The following is a 20,659-nucleotide window of genomic DNA, read 5'->3' on the forward strand; positions in this document are numbered from 1 at the left end:
GACTCTGTTTATCTAATTGTTATCTGCGTTGCTGTTATGCCCTAGGTATTAGACTCTGTTTATCTAATTGTTATCTGCGCTGCTGTTATGCCCGTAGATATGAGGCCTGTTTGAATCTGAATTTATTGCAAACTTGGGCCGTATTTAATCGCCGTCTAGGCTAAGACAAATTTTTCAAAAACATGTGCAACACCGTCCTGATCGTTACTCAAAGTGATGTAATCAGCAACGGCTTTCACATCCTCGGTGGCATTAGCCATTGCAATCCCTAAACCGGCGTATTGAAGCATCTCCAAATCATTACCCGCATCACCCACACAAATAACTTCCTCATGGGTAAGGCCAAGGTAATCTGCAAGGGCTGCAACACCATTTGCTTTGCCGCTTTTTTTGCTCATAAATTCATAAAAGAAAGGAGCGCTTTGTGCCATGCTGTATTTTTCCTGGAAAGAATCAGGTAAGCGGTTAATCGCTGCCGTGAGTGCTTCTGCTTCATCAATCATCATGATTTTCAGCATTTCATCATCAGGGGCGAGCGTTGTGAAATCGCAGATATTAATTTCAATTTGATTGATGTCGGCCTCATGCTCAGTATATTTGCTTATTTTAGGGGTGATTAACCCCTGTTTAGCAGAGTATGCGTGCGTATTGACGCCTAATTTAACGGACAAATGGTATATGTCGCGCGCATCCTGACCCGTTAAAAACTCACTGCGGATAACTTCTTTAGACCCTGCATTCAGAGTCAATGATGCGTTACAGGTCAGTACATAATCATCATTAGTGTTTAAACCAAGGGCTTCTAATGCAGGTAACATTCCATCAATAGGGCGGCCGGAGGCCAGTACAACTTTAATTCCGATGCCCTTTGCTGCATTAATGGCAGTCCGTACTCTCGAAGTAATCTCTTTTTGGCTATTTAATAGGGTGCCATCCATATCTAACACAACAAGTTTATACATTAACAAGGTTCCAAATTATTCTAGATAGTAAATTAACGTTGCAGTCGCTCCTGCAACAAAAAATATTATACAATAAACAGGCCATAAAGTAGGTGTATCAATCAACAAAGGCGCTGTTTTTTAAATCATAAAATTATTTTCCAGGCGCATCAAGGGTGAAGTTGATGCGCTTTATAACATAAAATCGAAGGTGTCATTATTGTGTGTTTAAGGAAAAAAAGGTTAAAATCTTATTTTCCTCTGCGTGACCGTCTAAGGATGGGCGAACTACAAAAACTTGATTTGCAGGTACCTTATTCCTTTTGATTAATTGCTCCTGGATAATGCGGGTACGTTGTTTGGCTAATGTCGTTAAGGCTAAGCTTGAGAGTGGTTGGGTCTTAACCAGCGCCTTATAAAGAGCTTGTTCATATTCAGCTGCCGTTGCTGTTTTAGCCAGTAATTCAACTTTTATTTTATCAGCCTCAGCCAAGCTTTCGAGTAAGTCTTGCATTGATTTTATTCGTTGTTCCTGATTAGCCTCATTAAATCCTAATTGGTCATTTAACTGTTGTTGTTTTAAGGCAAAACCATCCTTTTCTTTATCGACAGCTGCATGAATTTCCAAAATGAGCTGCGGACGCTTTATCAATATCTGTGCAAGGGCCGCGAGATCACTCTGTTGTGTTGTGGTTAAACTTTTATGCCCAAAATCAAATGCAATAGCATTAAGTTGCTGATCATTTGTTCCCGCTAAATCGGCTATCATTGAAAAAGGGGATGTGACCGCTTTAGTCATCACATTTAAGAAAGCCTTGAGTATTAAACCCTTCATATCAAAATCAGGGTTGTCCAGATCACCTCGAGTTTGAAGGCTAATATCAATGATGCCATTACTGTCTTTAAACAGGGCGATAGCTAATTTGATGGGGAGATCTAAAGCCTCCTGACTGTCGACACTTGTACCCAGTTCAAATTGATCCAAAATCAGCCGATTTTTACCAATTAATTTTTGTTGGGCAATCTTATAATTCAGATTCAGGCTCAGTTTACCCTTATCAATAACATAACCTGCGTAGCGCCCGGAATAAGGGGTCAGGGTCGCCAGTTCAATTTTATCAAATTTAACATTAATATCGGTATAGAGATCGCCCGCGAAAGGACTAATTTCCCCCTCGACTAACATTTTGCCATAGTCATTGACCGTACCGCTAATATTGACATCCGCCGCTTGTTCAATATTATTTGCCGATAATCCACTGATTTTACCATTAATATTCTCGATACTGGTAGCAAACGCAGGGATCAGAGACAGATCTGCAAAATTGGCATTACCATCGCTTAAGGTTATTTCACCGATGGTTAAGGCTAATGGGGGTTGTTTATCTTTGCTGGTGGTTTGTGTGTTTTTTTCCACTATTGGCCGTTGATCCCTTTTATGATCGATCATCAGCTGTGCAAAATTAATACTGCGTTCTGGGGTTATAATCATGCGGCTATAGGGTGCCTGCAAATCTATTTTATCAATAACGATAGACAAGGGATTAAAGTTAACCTTGACGGGATCTATTATTAACGCCTGCCAGCCAACTAAGCGTTGTTTAAGTATCTGATCGCTAGTATTAAAGTTTTGAATACTAAGGCCACCCTCAAAATTACCATGAAGCGCTCCCTGCGCATCAAGCGCGATTGAAACCGCACCTGCAACTGACAGTTTACCTTGCTCAAGATTGACTTTCGCAACATCATTGATGTAAGGCTGCAGGGCAGTTAATGCGACGTTTTTTAAATTGACCCTGGCCTTTATATTAAAGGGGGCCGGTGAGACTTGACCTTTAATGCTATTAGGAGCGGAGTCGTCAACCCGGTATGAAACATTGAAAGGCAGGGCGTGTGTCAGATCTTGATTTAATTCAGATAGTTGCAGGTTTATTTTATGAATAGAAAATTGTGCGGCGACACTGGGGAGTTTATCTGTAATATTAACCTGACTGTCATTGATTCTTAAATGCTCAATTGACCATTTAAAATCATTAGCCGAAGCACTTTCTGTACTGCCTGGTTCAATTTCAACTGGTTCAGAGTGCTGCGCAAAAGGGGCCAAGAAAGTAAGTTCTCCCTGTTTATTCCGCTCGACTTGCAAATCGATAGCATCGATTTCTAGCGCTTCTATTTGTAACGTCTGCTTTGCCAAATTAAAAGCCACAGGGCCTATTTTGACTGCCTTTATATCAATAAAACTGTCCTGTTGCCGGGCGATTTGCAGAGAGCGCAACTGAATGATGCTATCAAACAGATCAAATTCAGGGGTATTATCTGTCATTCTAAAACGATAGTTGGCATCAACGTGTGCAATGCCATGCAGTAAATTATAGGGGGTTTCTTGGGGTGCATATTCCCACAATTTGTGCGCCTTAATACCCACCATGCTGATTGAACCCGAAGAGCGCAATGGCGCCACGCCGACAGTGCCTGCCCATGCAATGCTTTGACCCTTGCCAAGATCGATATTTAGTTGATAATCACCGCTATCTTTTGTACGGGTAGAAAAGCTTTTCAGCTTGAAGTTAAGCGGGTCGATTCTATGCTCAATAGTATTGACCTGACTATGATCAACAATATTAATTACCCCATTACTCACCGCAATATTATCGAACAGTAGTTTTACTAATGCACTGTCGCTCTGCTTAATAGACCTCTCTTCTGCCAAACTGTCGGCTTGAGTTTGGAATGCTTGTTGGAAATTAGATAAACCGTTTTTATCAATAACCAAATTGATAGAAGGGGCTACAAGCTCTACGTTAGCAAATGTAAATGCACCTTCTATCGCAGAGCGCAGTTCGAAATCGGTAGTGTATTGCTTAAATGAGGCTACCTGATCGCCTTGAGCATTTTTAATCGCCACATTATCAATAACCAGCGTAAAAGTATAAGGGTTAAAAGCGACTTTTCCTATCTCTGTTTGCCACCCTGAATTAAGTTCAATCTGTTTAACCAGCTGAGTGTTAATGACTTTAGGTAGGAGTATAAAACCGCCTATTGTATAACTGCTTATCAATAAAACGGCCCAAAATAGGGGAGAACAATAAAAATAACGGCTGAATATTTGTTGCATTGATTTCACCTTAATCCTGTTTATTCGCTTAGAACGACGAAAAACTAATATTATCCATTAGAATCAGTGATATATCCAGAATTTCGTGGACAAACAAACAGACCCAACCTACTATGAATAAACAGTGAACATTTACACAAAGGGTGGGTTATGGACAATGAATATTACTTCACTAAAAACAGTGATCAATTAAAAGAAAATTTACTCAAGACGGTGGCGGAAGTTCGTCAGGCATTAACCGACTTCTCGGCAGTTATCCTGCTGCAGGATAAGGATAAACAGCGCCAATCGGTGGTTTTTTCTCTGATCGACCGTGCGGATGATCAGATAGAATTCGTCGTAGAAAGTTTTTTTTCACAAAGCGCGATTCAAGAAACCTTACAATTTATTAAAAGTTTTGAACTGCAAAAGGGCTCGGAGCAGGATACTAAAAAATTAGCCGGATTTATTCAAACCGCTTTACCTGTCGAGGTGCTGGATTTGCATATCACCCGGATCAACAGTGCTAAGGATAAATGTAAAAAAATAATTACTTCTATCAAAGACAATGATGTCAGAAAACAGGCTGATAAACGTTTTTATTTTGTACATAGCATATGCGGGTTTTCGCATTTTGTGACCAATGAATTATACCGGCATTTAGTACATATTACTGACCCCGTCGACTCTATCTATTTTGGCCTGGAAAAACATAATAAACAAAGCACGGTTTTTTTTCCAAAGGCAAAAGCGACCCTACGCAATCAAAGTGACCAAGATAAAGCTATCGTGCGCAAAAAGCATAATTCATTGCCTATCTTTTTAGCCGAAAACAGCGAATTATTAGCCTTAAACAAAAACGGCAAGAAGCAGGCAATAAGGTACAGTTATAAATGATGCTTTATTCCTGAAGCGTGTGAGTACTTTACAGGAACCCTTTAATACTTTGTAAGTATTAAGATAACAGTCAGCTGCTTTGAAAAGGGTCAAAAACATAAACAGACCCAACCTACGGAAGTGGTGTTACTTGCTCCACCAAACAGACCCAACCTACAGCAGGTTAAAGTCAACGTATAAGCATAGAATTTAATATAACGTCAGCAATTAAAAAATAAAAATGGTCTGTCAAAAAAATTAACTCATAACAAAAGGCGGAATCTATGTTTAAAAAAATATTTTCAACAACCCTAACGGTGATATTTTTAACTATCAGCTGCTATAGCAATGCAGCTGATAGCCAGGATTTTTATATAAGCAGTTTTTCGGAAGGTAAGTTGAATAACTGGGAAGTTAAAGAATTTTCGGGTAAAACCGAATACAACATTGTTAATGACGATCAAAATAGTAAAAAAAGGGTACTTAAAGCAACGAGTCATAATGCCGCTTCGGGTTTATTTATGGAAAAACGCATTGATCTGCAAAAAACACCGTATCTGCATTGGTCCTGGAGAACCGATAAATTATATTCTAATCTAGATGAAAGTAAAAAACAGGGCGATGATTTTGTTGCCCGTATCTATCTGATTATTGATGGCGGTTTGTTCTTTTGGAAAACCCGCGCTTTAAATTATGTTTGGTCATCTTATTTTACACAAGGCCAGGTATGGGCGAATCCTTTTACTGCTAATGCAACCATGTTGGCGGTTGAATCAGGCGAAAAAAATTTAGGTAAATGGTTACACTACAGTCGTAATGTCCGTGAAGATTTAAAAAAATTCGTCGGTAAAGAGGTACGTTATATAGACGGTATTGCGCTGATGACCGACAGTGACAATGCTGGCCAACGGGCAACAACTTATTATGGAGATATTTATTTTTCAGCAAAGCCGTAACCTATTCTGAATATATTGAAGCCCTTTTATTGGGGCGCAAAATTTAAAACAATATAAACAGTATTCATCTAAAAATCTTCAAGCATGCTGCCGGTTTAATTCCCAAGCAGTCATTACGATGCTCAACTTCGATACACAGGTACAACCAAAATAGAAAAATAGTATTTTAATCATTCATTTATGACAGTTAGTTTGATTCCTGTTGTGAGTTATTGGACAGATTTTTATTATCTAAGAATGCGATCATTGGGATTAAATTTAAACATGATCTCTTTTCAAGAAGCTATTTATAATCTCTTGTTATTAGTGAAAATAAAAAAAGGCGCAGTTCATCTGAAATTTAAGCGTTTTTTCTTTTACGCTTACAGGCAAAAATAATCAAGGATGATCAAATAAATGCTAACTAAGAGAAATGGGGCGGTTAAAACATATAATATTTTTTAAAGCCAAAAAAAAGACAGGACGCATAATGCGGCCTGTCTTTTTGAAAGAAACTAAAATAAGGACTATTTTTTAGGCCATGCTTTAAGATCAATCTTCAAATCAGGAAACTTTAGTGCATCAAACACGGGGTGTTCAACGCCTGTTTTCAACTGATCTTTGTAGTCTTTCAGAAGACGCATTAGCGTCGGGAACAACATCATTAAGGCCAATAAATTTACCACAGCCAAAATACCCATCATCGGATCTGAAAAGAAAAATACAGCGGTTGCCCCTGGTGCTACCGCCCCAAGGAAAACCACAAAAACAACAGTGAGTCGCAAAATATGTATATAAATTTTATTTTTTGACATAAAACTTAATGCATTTTCACCTAAATAATAGTTATAAATGATAGAGCTGATCGAAAAGAGAAAAATCGCACCCGTCAGATAATATTGTGCCCAGTCGCCCACATGATAAACGAGTGATTGTTGTGTCAGTACAACACCATCTATAGCATCAGCACCCGGTACATAAACATCACCTAACAGAATAATAAACGCAGTACAGCTACAAATCAGCATCGTATCGATAAAAACTGAAAGTGATTGGGTGATACCCTGGCTGATAGGATGTTTAACGTCAGCGGTTGCGGCAACGTTAGGGGCAGAACCTAAACCTGCTTCATTGGAGAATAGCCCGCGTCGCAGACCTTGTGCTAATGCTGCACCCATACCACCACCAACTGCTTCTTCTAAACCGAAGGCGTTAGATACAATAGAGGTAAGCACCGCCGGAATTTCAGTGATATTAAGCAAGATAACAAACAGTGCCATCGCAACATAACTGATTGCCATTATCGGCACTATAATATCTGCCGTTTTAGCAATACGTTTAATACCGCCGTAAACAATAAAACCTGTAATTAGCGCCAGACCTAAACCGGTCCAAAGACGATCGATCCCAAAACTGTCTTGTGCAGCACCTGCAACAGTGTTTCCCTGAAAGGCATTAAAGCCAATAGCAAATGAAGAAATCAAACAAACTGCATAAAGATAAGCTAACCAGCGGTAGTTCTCACCCAACCCGTAAATAATAGTACGTGCAGGACCGCCACGGAAATTACCGTCTTCTTTTCGTTTATATAGTTGCGCAAGAGAACATTCAACAAGGCTGGTTGCCATGCCGACTAAGGCTATTGCCCACATCCAGAAAACAGCTCCCGGCCCGCCTAGGGTAATAGCAACAGCAACTCCGGCAATATTACCACCGCCAACCCGTCCACCGATTGATAATAAAAGCGCTTCACGGGCAGAAATTGCATTCTTATTCTTAGTTTGATTGCTGTTTAGCAGAACACGGAACATACGTCCAAAAAAGGTAAATTGGACAAATCCGGTCATCACAGTAAAGAATAGGCCAAAAATAACCAGAAATGGAATAAGTGCCCATCCCCACGTAAGATCGCTAATGATCCCAAACATTGATTCTATTAATTCCACTTTATTTCCTTTTATTTTTGTTTTTATTTCTGATTCACTAAAGGTTATCAACACAGCAAAAGACGATTTGACATTAAAACACCATCAATTGTGTACGGAATCAGGGAAGCGCCGGAGTATACAGGGTGTTCTCCTTTTAAGCGAATCATGCTCAAAAAACTGTCAAGATGCTGTTATGCAATCTTTTTTTTATTTTTTACAATCATTAATAACTGATATCAATAACACTAAATATTATAAAATAAGATGGAGAACTATATTGCGATTTTAACTAGCTCATCTTGATTTAAATAAATCATTTTCAGCCTGTTTATTGCGTCTTATCTGTTTTTGCAATGCCCCTACCAGTGACAATAAATATTATTGTCACTGGTAGCTAATTAACAAAGGGTCTTCTTTAATAGTTTCAATTAGGTTATTAGTTAAATTAACGACATAATAGATTATTAAGTTATCAGTCAGATAACCCGTTTTGCGTCATACTGAGGAATATAAATGACCGATAAAAAACCGAACAATCCCTTATACGGCCTTAAATTGGAACTGCTATTAACAGAAATTTCTGAGCATTATGGTTGGGAGTTATTAAGTGAGGGCATGTGCATTGATCGTTTCCAATATCATACAGGAATGAAATCGACAGCAAAATTTTTGCGTAATAATCAGTGGGCAAGAGAAAAAGTGGAAAATTTTTATCTTTATCAGTATAAAAATTTTCCATATCCAGATAATAAACAATTAGCGATACCGCCCCGTGATCGCCAAATCCCAAGTGATCAACAAACCGACGAACCTGCCGATATTACTGAAGAATCTATATTACAGTTAGATAAAGCATCAAAATTAAGAATCTACAAAGCAGTGGGTAGTGCAACAAAGCAACGCACTTCAGAGCCTGCCTATGATCCGAGTAATCCTTGGGGAATAAAGTAAATTTTTGTGATAAGTTGAACAGCAGTGCAATAATATTGCACTGCATAATAAAGGATTTTGCACTTATAGAACAAAAGGTTACTCTTAATCCGAGGTCATTTTTTTATTAAAGGATACTATATGGACATTTTATTTGAATATTTATTGAGAATTGAAGTATTAATTTTAATTTTAGTTGTCGTTATTCTAAAATCATCAATTATTTTTGTACCACAAAACAGGGCTTATCTGATCGAGCGTTTTGGTAAATACCAATCGACCCGGGAAGCCGGTTTAAATTTTATTTTTCCTTTCATTGATCACATAGGATCAGACCGTTCGCTTAAAGAGCAAGCGATCGATGTACCAAGTCAAAGTGCTATTACGAAAGACAATATTTCGTTAAGTGTCGATGGCGTTCTTTATTTTAGAGTATTGGATCCGTATAAGGCTAGTTACGGAGTCGATGATTATTTATTCGCAGTCACTCAATTAGCACAAACAACCATGCGTTCTGAGTTGGGTAAAATGGAGCTGGATAAAACATTTGAAGAACGTGATGTGCTTAATACTAATATTGTGGCAGCAATTAATGAAGCCGCTGGTCCATGGGGTATTCAAGTTTTACGTTACGAAATCAAAGACATTGTGCCACCACAAAGCATTATGGAAGCGATGGAAGCGCAAATGAAAGCCGAGCGTGTAAAACGGGCGCAAATATTAGAGTCTGAAGGTGATAGGCAGTCTGCGATTAACGTTGCAGAAGGCCAAAAACAATCGGTGGTCCTACAGGCGGAAGCTCAAAAAGAAGAGCAGATACTGCGTGCTCAAGGTGAGGCTAATGCTATTATCGCCGTTGCCGAGGCGCAGGCAGAAGCATTAATAAAGGTGGGTGAAGCCGCTAATACCGAGCAGGGACAAAAAGCGATTCAACTCGATTTGGCGACTAAGGCGATTGAAGCTAAGGCTGCTATTGCTAAAGAATCGTCAGTGGTATTGCTGCCCGATAGTGGTAATGATGCTGCTTCTATTGTTGCACAGGCGATGACCATCATTAATAGCTTAAATAATAAAGGCTAATTATGGAATATTTTTTAGCGCATTTGGGACAAAGTTTTATCGTATTGGGGCTTATTTTATTAGCCGTTGAAGTTCTTGTATTGGGTTTTTCGACTTTTGTTTTGTTTTTTATTGGGGTCGGCGCCATTGCGACCGGTGCCCTAATGGCACTAGGCGTTATCCCGGAAACCTTTCTTAATTCATTATTGGTAACGGCTATCATATCTACTGTCGTAGCATTAATCAGTTGGAAGCCAATGAAAAAAATGCAAAATAAAGTTGAGTCAAAACATGTCAATAATGACATGATCGGACATCAATTTGTATTAACTGAAGAGCTGTTGGTCGGAAAAACGGTCACTCATCGCTATTCAGGTATCAGTTGGCAGGTCAAAGCAAAACAGCCACTCTCCGCCGGAACCGAGGTCAAAATAATAGAAGTAGAAGTAGGGTTGTTGACCGTTGCTCGGGTTGAATAATCAGTAAAACAGCTCAAATGACTGCGCAGATAGTGCAGTTATTTGAGATTTTCTGAGCTAAAATCCTATATATAAAAGCACAGATAGTAGTGACATAGCAGCTCGACATTCAGCTCTTGGTAAAAGCACTCAACGATGACAAAACGTAATGACTCTGATGCTTATTTATAATCAAACCGTTAATTGCTGGGCTACAATTAATGAAACAGAAAGATTTTGTCATTATATAATAATGGCTTATTAAACAGGTCAATTCATGAAATCTAAATATCGCATCGTTATCATTATAACTTTTTTATTAGTGACACTTTCAGTCATTATCTCCACAGTGAATTATAGGGTAGCTCTCAATTCAACAGAAGTGCAGCTCAGAGAACGTTCTTTGCCGTTAACCGCTGATAACATCTCAATGGAAATTCAAGAACAAATTATGGGACCTAATATTGTCTCCTCCATGATGGCCAATGATACTTTCCTGCAAGACTGGTTAATTAATCATGAAGATGATGTTGATAAAATTTCAAAATACCTTGAAGTTATTAAAAATAAAAACAAGTTGCTGGTCACCTTTCTTGTCTCTGAAAAGACCAAAAATTATTATACCGCCGAGGGGTTGTTAGAAGAGCTTACTGAAGATAATCCAAATAATGCTTGGTATTTTCGCTTTATTCGAACCCCTGATAAAAATGAGATTAACTTTGATTTCAATGAAAATATTGATGGTGCGATGATTATGTTTATCAACCACAAAATTTATGATCAACAGTCTCATGTGATAGGCGCGACGGGTATCGGCTTAAAAATTTCAGATTTAAACGAGATGCTCAACTATTTCAGGAATAAATATAATTTTAATGTTTATTTTTTTAATCAAGCGGATAAAACCGTTATCTATGAACATGGTTTGACCCCCCTAAAGGATACTAAACATATTTCCGAACTAAAGATCCTGAAAGATTCAATAGTGAGTGAAGAATATAAGCTGATTGAATACACAAAGGAAAACGAAGAGTATTTAATGAACACAAAGTATATTCCTGAGCTGGATCTCTATTTAGTTGTCGAGGCAAAACGTTCGGGATTTTTATTGGATGTAAAAAAAACATTCTACTTTAACTTGCTAATCTCACTATTTGCGACACTTCTGGTCGCCTTTTTGATTTTAAAAACCGTCAATAAATATTATAAAGATATGGAACATCTTGCTAAATATGACGAATTGACCAATTTAAAAAACCGCCGAGCATTTAATCAAGCGCTAGAGCATTTTTTATTGCTGTGCAAACGGCGGAACAGTCAGTTATCTCTAACTTTTTTTGATTTGGATGATTTTAAAAATGTAAATGATAGCTTTGGCCATCAAACCGGAGATAAAGTACTGCAACGTGTTGCCGATATTTTAAAGAATAATATTCGTCAGACGGACATCATAGGGCGATGGGGTGGAGAAGAGTTTATTGTCGCTTTTATTGATACTGACTTAGAAAACGCAAAATTGATCACTGAAAAAATCAGAGAATGTATTGAAAAAGATAGCGCTTTATCGCAATTAACAAATATAAAAATAACGGCCAGTTTTGGTCTTACAGCTGTTACTGTTCAGGATACGCTCGATTCACTGTTAGACAGGGCAGATCAAGCCCTCTATAAAGCAAAAGAGAATGGGAAAAACCAAGTTGTCTGCGTTTGATGAAAGGGTATTGTATTCCTCGTTCGATTAACTGAAGCCAGGGCCTGAAGTTACCAAGCAAGTATTTATTTTAAAATAAATACTTGCTCTTTTATTTAGGTTCTGTATATTATGCATCAGCAAAAAAAGAAAGCCTTTGTTTACATTCTCCATTTCGTTGTTTTATTCATAATACACGCTCTGTAGTTTTTAAGTGCCAGTCTGTTTTACGCTATTAAAGCCTCTTGAAGGCAATTTTACATTCAAATTACAGGATATTATTATGTCTAATACAGTACAAGGAACCGTTAAGTGGTTCAACGAATCTAAAGGTTTTGGTTTTATTGAGCAAGCATCTGGTCCAGATGTATTCGCTCACTTTAGTGCTATTGCAAGCGAAGGTTTCAAAACTTTAGCTGAAGGCCAAAAAGTAGAATTCACTGTAACGCAAGGTCAAAAAGGCCCGCAAGCAGAAAATATCGTAGCGCTTTAATTTAGCTAAGATATTTTAGCTCTTATACTGAGCTAATTTAATATTAAAGAAATGGTAAACCTTTACGGGTTTGCCATTTTTTTTGTCAATTTTAAAGTAACGACAAGATCCTGCTACATTTTAACTAACAATCCCCTCTCTCTTTTCCTTTTGATTAATCGCTCTCTGTGTCATTAATTTCGTTTATTTATGTTGCTATCAACTATATTTATTAAAGGGTCATGGCCTACGCGCGAAAAAATTGCGTGCCCAAGCCTTTTTACACCATAAGCATAGACATACTTTTAACTGCACAGTCAGCGCTTCTGCTTTGTTGTGACGCAGTACTGCTGACAAAAATAAACAAGCCTAGGATGGAATATGCTCAATGAAATAACTGCTGCTCATACTCAGTCTGCGCAGGAAGTGATTACCAGGCTTGAAGTTGAGCAGCAAACCGGACTTTCCTGGGTGCGGGCAAAAGAGAGATATTATCAAAATGGGCCTAATCTCCTGCCCGAGGAACCTGCTCGCCCAGCATGGTCAGTATTCTTAATACAGTTCAGAAGTATGCTGATTTTAATTCTGCTTGCTGCGGTGCTTCTCTCTGCACTGATCGGTAACATTAAAGATGCGGTTGTCATATTGGTTGTGGTGTTGATCAATACATCAATGGGCTTCTATCAAGAATATCGTGCCGAACGCAGCCTGGCTGCGTTGAAGGAAATGTTGCCCGTTAAAACACATGTCAAACGAGATGCTCAAAAAATTAAGATTCCAGCTGAACAATTAGTCGCAGGAGATATCGTGCTGTTAGAGGCGGGTGATCGTGTTCCCGCTGATGGCAGATTACTTATCGCCGCCGGACTAGAAATTGATGAATCAGCATTAACGGGTGAATCACAGCCGGTAGTGAAAGACAGCTCTGTATTGTCAATTTTCGACGCAGTCCTGAGTGACCGCATAAATATGGTTTACATGAATACCATTTTGACCAAGGGACGCGCTGAATTTGTGGTCACCGCAACAGGTACACGAACCGAAACGGGACGCCTTTCAGAACAGCTTGCGGCGACCAAAGAGTCACCCACACCTTTACAAATTCAGCTCGATATTCTCGGTAAGCGTCTGGCCGTGGTAGCCTTGACATTAGTCGGGATAATGGCACTTCTGTCATTATTGCGCGGCACGCAACTCAGTCACATTATACTCGATGCTATTGCGCTGGCAGTTGCCGCCATACCTGAAGGGTTGCCCTTAGTCGTCACGGTTACGCTGAGCCTCGGAATGCGTCAAATGGCCCGCCAGAAAGCGATAGTGAAACGCCTGGCAAGTGTGGAAACTCTGGGTTGCACAACCGTTATCTGTTCCGATAAAACCGGCACCTTGACACTCAATCAGATGACTGTTCGCGCGTTTTACTACCAGAGCAAACATTTTAACGTTTCCGGTGAAGGATACAAAGCGAAAGGAACTATCACAGCTTTAGGCGACAATAAAACAAAACAGGACCTAAAACCGCTTATGATTGCGCTTATTGTCTGCAATGACAGTTCTGTCAAGGATGCAAAAATAACGGGAGATCCAATGGAGGCCGCCTTGCTTATCCTCGCGGAGAAAGGGGGGGTATCCGGTGCTGAGATTAACCAACGGCTACCGAGAATGGCGGAAATTCCGTTCGACGCGCAGCACAAGTTTATGGCCACTTTTCATCAGCTTGATGATCAAGTGCAGTTATTCGTTAAAGGGGCGCCGGATGCTTTACTGCCATTTTGCGAGTCTTGTTATGCGAATAAAGGCAAGTTATTAAGTCGCGTTGAACGCGACAAAATAGACGCGCAATATCTGGCCTTCGCCGGTGATGGACTGCGCGGCTTACTGATCGCGACACGGATTATCCCGGCAGACCTGTTCAATCCATCGGCAGACCTCAGCGAGTGGATCAAGGAACTGACCTTTATTAGCTTGTTAGGTTTACAGGACCCCCCCAGGCCCGAGGTAAAAGCTGCCATTGCGCAGTGTAAACAGGCGGGCATTGCGGTTAAAATGATCACTGGCGATCACCAAGCGACCGGTGCCGCAATAGCAAAAGAACTCGGCATAAAGGGCCGGGCTATCAGTGGTGCCGAACTGGATTTATTGGACTCTGCTGAGCTCGCGGAAATGATCGATCAAACAATCTGTTTTGCGCGTGTTAATCCAAGCCAGAAAGTAAAAATAGTGCGTGCGCTGCAATCAGTCGGGCACGTTGTTGCTATGACCGGTGACGGGGTCAATGATGCTCCTGCCCTTAAGAGTGCCGACATAGGCGTCGCCATGGGGATAACCGGCACTGCAGTTGCAAAAGAGGCTGCCACTATGGTGTTGGTCGATGATAATTTCGCGACTATTGTGCTCGCGGTACAACGGGGCCGGTCACTTTACGACAATATTTTAAAGTTTGTGCGATTCCAGTTATCAACCACTATCGGCGCTATCTTGACGGTTTTTTTCGCGCCACTGCTTGGCTTACCTGAGCCATTTACCCCTATTCAGATCCTCTGGATAGCAATTATAATGGACGGCCCACCAGCCGTCTCACTGGCATTAGATGCCGGTCGTTCGGGCATTATGTCCGAACCGCCACGTCGTCGAAGCGATCCCATACTGCCTGCTTCCCGGCTGCTGAAGATCAGCGCTTACGGTATTACCATGATGGTTGGCACGCTGGCGGTTTTATACTTTGCGCTGCAAACGGGTTCTGAGCAACGGGCGCTAACTCTTGCATTCACTACCTTTGTCTTATTTCAGGTGTTTAACGTATTTAATGCCCGAAACGAGTTTGGCTCTGCCTTTAATCCCTATCTGTTCAGCAACATGATGCTTTGGGCATCGCTTATAGCCGTTGTAGTACTGCAAGCTATTGCGGTGCACTGGCCACCAGCAATGGCCATCTTTGCTGTCGGTGGAATGAGCTTCTCAGATTGGGGCATAGCCTACGGAGTGGCAGCCTCTATTTTGGTTCTGGAAGAAGGGCGCAAGTTACTGACACTGTTTATTAAACGTTTAAAGCATTAACTGAGCCTCACTTGCCCGCAGTATATTGGCTAGAATAATGCTGCGGACACCCTATTTTAAAAATCATCGTCTTTTTTGTATCTGCAAACTTTATTTTTTTAATCTGAATCTCGTGATTTCAAACGAGGCTTAAGAACCCGGCCGGCGAGCAATAAAAATAAAATAATTAACAACCACGAGGAGAAGCTACCGCCGTGCTGAACATAAACCGTATCAACATATAGGTCATCATAGTCACCACTTTCTAATGGCAGAGCGTAAAGCGCTGGGTTATCATTCGAACTGTAGGTCGCAACGATGCCGTCATAACCAACTTGGTATAAATCAATCAATAGGTCGTAGTTATCCGCGTTATATCCTGACGCCAAGCTGGTAATGACTTCGTATTCATCTTGATCACTGTCACTGTGAATAATGAAATCATCGGTTCTGTAATAATTGATCCAGGGCCCCCCATTTTTACTTAAATATAATTGTGCATACACAGCAGCGCTGCTGTCATAACCATCATAGCTGTATACATCTGCGTCAAAAACAAGACTAAATGTTCGATAGTAGCCATCAAAATCAAAATCATCCTGCAGTGTGGTAAAGGCATTGTAGATAGTGAACTGTGGCGCATAACTTCTGTATATTAATGGACTATCTTGAAATGTTATTTGCTCATCTCTGCTTTTTCCCGTTGCTTTACCTATTAGCTGGTCTGAAAAGACGGAGGTATAATTAGTGTCAATTATATCTAAGCGCATTTGATCGTTTATTGCCGCTGATAATACCCCATAAGAAACCGTTGATTGGGTTGTTTTTAGCTGATCTGCATTAACCTGACCGCCAAAAATAATCACTAAAGCAATAAAAATAGCCTTAACACTCAGCGACTGACCTTTAATGTTTATGATTACTTTGCGCTTTATTCTGTTAATCAATTGACTGTTCATAGCTTACTCGTATTGATAGGGTTATTGATGACTATTAAACCCTATTGAACATGAACCTAAACTGAACAGTTAAATATTCCCCTAAAAATCCCTTATGTTTATTGATAGCCGCTAATTGCTTTGCTGAAAAAGAAAAAGGGATATGATTAACTTATTGAAAATAAATGGACTATTTTTAGTTTGAAGGTGAGCTATTTAATCACTTCAAATATATTACATATCCTGAACGACGAGATTAAACATGATGAATGACCTAATCAATAATATACTGCCGTCCATTGAGCACTTCAAAGTTGCAGGATATTGGATTGCTTTTTTTGCCGCTCTGCTCGAGACCACCCTCGCTGTCGGCCTGCTTTTACCGGGATCATTAATTATTCTTTTCCTTGGTGCGCTTTCTGCCCGTGGTTACCTTGATTTGGGTGATCTTATCTGGTTTTCTGCTCTGGGCGCTATTATCGGCGACAATCTAAATTATTATCTTGGCAGAAAATATGGCGCAAAATGGCTGAAAGAAGGTTTCTGGCTTCTCAAGGAAAACCATATTATAAAAGCACAAAATTTTATGGACGCAGAAGGTGCAAAAAGTGTTTTGTTGAGCCGGTTTATTCCAGGTGCCAAGAGCTTGCTCCTTTTATTGCGGGTAGTATAAGGATGAATAAAAGGACATTTATGTTTTGGAATATTCTCGGTGGAATAGGTTGGGGATGCCAATGGGTTCTGGGCGGTTACCTCTTTGCACAATCCCTTAATATCGCTGAATTGTGGCTCTCTCGGGCGGGACTTTTTTTTGCTTTTATGCTGATCCTTGCGGGCAGTTTCTACCTTTTTAAATACTTAATTATTAAACAAGGCAAACAATTTTTGCTTCTTACCAGCTCCCTTTTACAATCGTTCAAAGAAGCCATCTCAAATAATGATCAGGTGATTTTATGGCGACAGAAACATCAGCGTAGCCTCGTTTTTTTTCAGGATAGGTTGGATAGAAGCGCATTTTCAGGCTTAATGCTATCCCTGTTAACCCTGGTATTTTTCTATGTTATTGCCCTGCTTAGTGGGATCGTTGAAGATCTGATAACGTCTGATCCTATTGTTGCCGCAGACATTCGTATTGCAAATCTTTTTTTTGTTTTTCGCGATGAGACACTAACGGCGCTTTTTAGCTGGGTAACCTTGCTGGGTAAAAGTCAGATTATTTCAGTCTTTATAGCTGTCTTAGTTGCACTGCTTTGGTTGTGGCAGAAAAAAGATTATATTTCCCCTCTTTTTATCGCGGTTATTGGCAGTGAGACATTTACCTATTTGGGGAAACTGGCTTTCCATCGACCTCGCCCGGAAATGGCTGTTTATGCTGAAAATTCTTTTTCGTTCCCCAGCGGGCATGCAACGATAGCGGTCGCATTCTACGGGTTTTTGGGCTACTTGCTGATACGTTTTACCCAAAATTGGCATAAAAAGGTAAATATATTCTTTACCACAATAATAATTATTATAGCGATTGGCTTTAGCCGGATATACCTTGGGGTTCATTATATAAGTGATGTATGGAGCGGTTATCTGGTCGGCGCAATATGGCTGATTATTGCCATCTCTTTTTCCGAATGGTTTAAACATAAAAAAAAGAGGCAGGTCTCAGCCCCTACCATTAAGGTCGTTCGCACGATTTCATTCGGGCTTATTTTAACTGCCATCTTATTCTATCTGGGGTTTGCAGTAAGCTATCACCCTCCACTGGGAGAAGTTCCACTAAATAACACCGCTATTGTATTGAAAAGTACTGATATCTTCGTCAATGAACAGCTGAAATATACTGAGACATTGTTCGGTGAAAAACAGGAGCCATTAAACTTTATTTTCCTTGCCGAAAGTGATGATCAGCTGCTTGGCAGATTGCGGCAGGCGGGATGGATGCTAACCGATAAGGCCAATATCCGATCATTTGCTAAAGTAGTTAATGCCCTGATATCGAAAACCACCTATCCATCCGCACCCCTTTCACCTTCTTTTTGGCATGCTAAAACTCAGGATTTTAGTCTCTCTAAAACGACCGGTGAACAACTCTTCGGTCATTCACAGCATATAAAAATATGGCGCACAAAATCATTATTGAAAACCGGCCATCATATTTATGTCGGCATGAGCAATACCCTTGATGGCCTTCGATGGGGGGGTATTCCTAAAATTTCGCCGGATTTAGAAATAACACGAGAGCGCTTATATGTGGATCTCAACAGGACCAACATAATAAAGCAGCAACTAAAAATACAACTTGTAGCGCCGCTAATAGGTAAAAATTTTATGGGTGATCAATTTTTTACCGACGGCAAGGCTTATATCATCGCCTTTCAATAAAGCTTTTAGCGGTGCTGTTAGCAACAATAACCATGCTGCGCAACTCAGCCACTTTAAGATTGATTTAAAGAAACATTATCCAATATTATTTGATAATGTTTCAATTATTATGCTGTTTAAATAAGATAAAACAGCGTTATTATCCTTTCCATCGAACACCACTGACCATTTAACGGGAAAAATTATTATGAAAGCGATTGGATATACTAAATCATTACCTATTACAGACAATGCCTCTTTAACCGACATTGAGCTGCCCGAACCTATTGCAACGGGCCGCGACTTACTGATTAAAATCAAAGCGATTGCGGTTAATCCGGCGGATTATAAAGTGCGTTTAAATACGCCCCCTGCGAAGGGTGAATACAAAGTGATTGGTTGGGATGCTGTTGGCGAAGTGGTTGCGAGCGGCGAAGATGCCACACACTTCAATCCGGGTGATATTGTCTATTATGCCGGTGATATTACTCGTCAGGGTTGTAACGCTGAATATCAGCTGGTTGACGAACGTCTTGTGGGCAACAAACCAAAAAGTTTGTCCTACGCTGAAGCTGCCGCACTGCCGCTGACGGCGATCACGGCTTGGGAAATATTGTTTGAACATCTGTCTATTGAGCAGCAGGGAGCAGACTCAAAAGAAACTTCTAACGAAGTGATTTTGGTTGTTGGCGCGGCAGGTGGTGTTGGCTCTATTTTAGTTCAGCTGGCGAAAGCCATCACCGGTGCCACGGTTATCGCTACGGCATCCCGAAGCAGCTCTGCAACTTGGGTTAAAAAATTAGGCGCGGATCATGTTGTTGATCATAGTAAAGCCCTGCAACCACAAATAGAAGCATTAGGTATTGGCTCAGTAACGCATGTTGCAAGCTTAAACAGCACCGACAGTTATTTTGAAAGTTATACGGAGCTACTGACTCCTTTTGGCAAAATAGCCATGATTGATGATCCGAAGGCCTTGGATATCACCAAACTGAAAATGAAGAGTCTTTCTCTGCATTGGGAGTTCATGTTTGCACGCTCAATGTTTAAGGCTGCAGATATGGATCAGCAGGGCCGCTTGCTAAACCGTGTAGCGGATTTAATTGACCAGGGTTATATCCAAACTACGCTGGGTAAAAATCTCGGAACGATTAATGCGGAGAATCTTCGAACGGCTCACCAAGCTTTAGAAACCGGTCGCTCTATCGGCAAGATTGTTTTACAGGGTTTCGAATTGAGCTAAGTGTTTGAAAAAATCAGCATTTAATCAATTATATTTAAAAAAGAGTTAACCCTTACAAATAAAGAGAAGGAAGCCACCAGCACACGATGTGGTTATTGATCGGTGCATCACGCGAAGATGGCACCAGTGATGCAATCCATTTAGGCTCACTATCGACAGTCAAAACAATTGGGTTTACTTTGGCACGGTTAATGGCAGTTACTTATTCCGACCACTGTGCTGGCCGACGACCATGCCACTAATAAAAAACGTTCAGCGCATTGGCCTGCAACTGGCAGAGGATACAAAGTTGTTGATGGCTGAAGGTATTAATGTGTTGGCGATTATGTCCAATGATTATGAGTCTGTAGAAGCTGATTCGCCAAAGAATATGAAGCTATTTTCTGCACAATATGGTTTTAATTTCCCCTATTTAGTGGATAAAGAACAGTTAATTGGTCGACAATATGGTGCGGTGTGTACGCCTGATTTTTTTGGGTTTAACGCTAAAGGTGAACTTCAGTATCGCGGAAGATTTGATGAACTGCTCGATGCCATGCGTTTGATCGCCAAAACCGGTCACGGCCCCAAAGAACAAACTTCCAGCATGGGCTGCTCAATAAAATGGCGAGAGTAACACTCGGCTGTACCTTACGCAGATTTTATTAGAATAACTGAAATTAGACACTATCCTGATGCGGCCAGAATGCTAATATAAACTTATTTTT

The 20,659-nt window shown here is 40.2% G+C and carries 16 protein-coding genes; 12 read left to right on the top strand and 4 right to left on the bottom strand.

Features of this window, described 5'->3' with window-relative positions; genetic code table 11:
* Positions 1–155: 155 nt before the first annotated feature.
* Together CXF72_RS07380 and CXF72_RS07385 are read right to left on the bottom strand one after the other, a co-directional pair.
* Complete coding sequence (locus CXF72_RS07380; RefSeq protein ID WP_101038193.1) at positions 156–962, bottom strand: Cof-type HAD-IIB family hydrolase; 807 nt, start codon at positions 960–962, stop codon at positions 156–158.
* Positions 963–1,158: 196 nt separating this feature from the next.
* Positions 1,159–4,056: a DUF748 domain-containing protein gene (locus CXF72_RS07385; RefSeq protein WP_101038198.1), complete on the bottom strand. Its 2,898-nt coding sequence runs from the start codon at positions 4,054–4,056 to the stop codon at positions 1,159–1,161.
* A gap of 150 nt (positions 4,057–4,206) precedes the next feature.
* Here CXF72_RS07385 and CXF72_RS07390 point away from each other — a divergent pair, with 150 nt between their 5' ends.
* The gene (locus CXF72_RS07390) at positions 4,207–4,932 is read left to right on the top strand and encodes a DNA replication terminus site-binding protein (protein WP_101038200.1); all 726 of its coding nucleotides are present in this window, start codon (positions 4,207–4,209) and stop codon (positions 4,930–4,932) included.
* A gap of 263 nt (positions 4,933–5,195) precedes the next feature.
* Complete coding sequence (locus CXF72_RS07395; protein WP_101038202.1) at positions 5,196–5,867, top strand: DUF3047 domain-containing protein; 672 nt, start codon at positions 5,196–5,198, stop codon at positions 5,865–5,867.
* 506 nt (positions 5,868–6,373) lie between these two features.
* Here the strand turns inward: CXF72_RS07395 and CXF72_RS07400 are convergent.
* Entirely contained in the window at positions 6,374–7,792 is a 1,419-nt protein-coding gene (locus tag CXF72_RS07400; RefSeq protein ID WP_101038204.1) for an alanine/glycine:cation symporter family protein, read from the bottom strand.
* 495 nt (positions 7,793–8,287) lie between these two features.
* On the opposite strand from CXF72_RS07400, the gene CXF72_RS07405 reads away from it, so the two are divergent.
* The 6 genes from CXF72_RS07405 (at position 8,288) to CXF72_RS07430 (ending at position 15,440) form a co-directional block, all read left to right on the top strand.
* Positions 8,288–8,725: a VF530 family DNA-binding protein gene (locus CXF72_RS07405; protein ID WP_101038206.1), complete on the top strand. Its 438-nt coding sequence runs from the start codon at positions 8,288–8,290 to the stop codon at positions 8,723–8,725.
* Positions 8,726–8,845: 120 nt separating this feature from the next.
* On the top strand, positions 8,846–9,784 hold the full coding sequence (locus CXF72_RS07410) for an SPFH domain-containing protein (protein WP_101038208.1): 939 nt from the start codon (positions 8,846–8,848) through the stop codon (positions 9,782–9,784).
* A 2-nt stretch (positions 9,785–9,786) separates the two neighbouring features.
* Positions 9,787–10,242, top strand: a complete 456-nt coding sequence (locus CXF72_RS07415) for an NfeD family protein (protein ID WP_101038210.1) — start codon at positions 9,787–9,789, stop codon at positions 10,240–10,242.
* A gap of 256 nt (positions 10,243–10,498) precedes the next feature.
* Positions 10,499–11,932 (top strand): sensor domain-containing diguanylate cyclase, encoded by a 1,434-nt coding sequence (locus CXF72_RS07420; protein ID WP_101038213.1) that lies wholly within the window; start codon positions 10,499–10,501, stop codon positions 11,930–11,932.
* A gap of 262 nt (positions 11,933–12,194) precedes the next feature.
* Positions 12,195–12,404 (top strand): cold-shock protein, encoded by a 210-nt coding sequence (locus CXF72_RS07425; RefSeq protein ID WP_011770217.1) that lies wholly within the window; start codon positions 12,195–12,197, stop codon positions 12,402–12,404.
* Positions 12,405–12,764: 360 nt separating this feature from the next.
* The gene (locus CXF72_RS07430) at positions 12,765–15,440 is read left to right on the top strand and encodes a cation-translocating P-type ATPase (RefSeq protein WP_101038215.1); all 2,676 of its coding nucleotides are present in this window, start codon (positions 12,765–12,767) and stop codon (positions 15,438–15,440) included.
* 98 nt (positions 15,441–15,538) lie between these two features.
* Here CXF72_RS07430 and CXF72_RS07435 read toward each other — a convergent pair whose 3' ends face one another.
* Positions 15,539–16,378: a choice-of-anchor H family protein gene (locus CXF72_RS07435; RefSeq protein ID WP_101038217.1), complete on the bottom strand. Its 840-nt coding sequence runs from the start codon at positions 16,376–16,378 to the stop codon at positions 15,539–15,541.
* Positions 16,379–16,619: 241 nt separating this feature from the next.
* Between CXF72_RS07435 and CXF72_RS07440 the strand changes: the two genes are divergently transcribed.
* The 4 genes from CXF72_RS07440 (at position 16,620) to CXF72_RS07455 (ending at position 20,568) form a co-directional block, all read left to right on the top strand.
* Positions 16,620–17,030, top strand: a complete 411-nt coding sequence (locus tag CXF72_RS07440) for a DedA family protein (protein ID WP_101038219.1) — start codon at positions 16,620–16,622, stop codon at positions 17,028–17,030.
* Positions 17,031–17,050: 20 nt separating this feature from the next.
* Positions 17,051–18,730: an LssY C-terminal domain-containing protein gene (locus CXF72_RS07445; RefSeq protein WP_101038221.1), complete on the top strand. Its 1,680-nt coding sequence runs from the start codon at positions 17,051–17,053 to the stop codon at positions 18,728–18,730.
* Positions 18,731–18,917: 187 nt separating this feature from the next.
* Positions 18,918–19,952 carry a zinc-binding alcohol dehydrogenase family protein gene (locus CXF72_RS07450; RefSeq protein ID WP_101038223.1) on the top strand — a complete coding sequence of 345 codons (1,035 nt, stop codon included), beginning with the start codon at positions 18,918–18,920 and terminating at the stop codon, positions 19,950–19,952.
* Positions 19,953–20,184: 232 nt separating this feature from the next.
* The gene (locus tag CXF72_RS07455) at positions 20,185–20,568 is read left to right on the top strand and encodes a redoxin domain-containing protein (RefSeq protein ID WP_101038225.1); all 384 of its coding nucleotides are present in this window, start codon (positions 20,185–20,187) and stop codon (positions 20,566–20,568) included.
* Positions 20,569–20,659: the final 91 nt, after the last annotated feature.

The sequence above is a fragment of the Psychromonas sp. MB-3u-54 genome, from assembly GCF_002836415.1.
GTDB lineage: Bacteria > Pseudomonadota > Gammaproteobacteria > Enterobacterales > Psychromonadaceae > Psychromonas.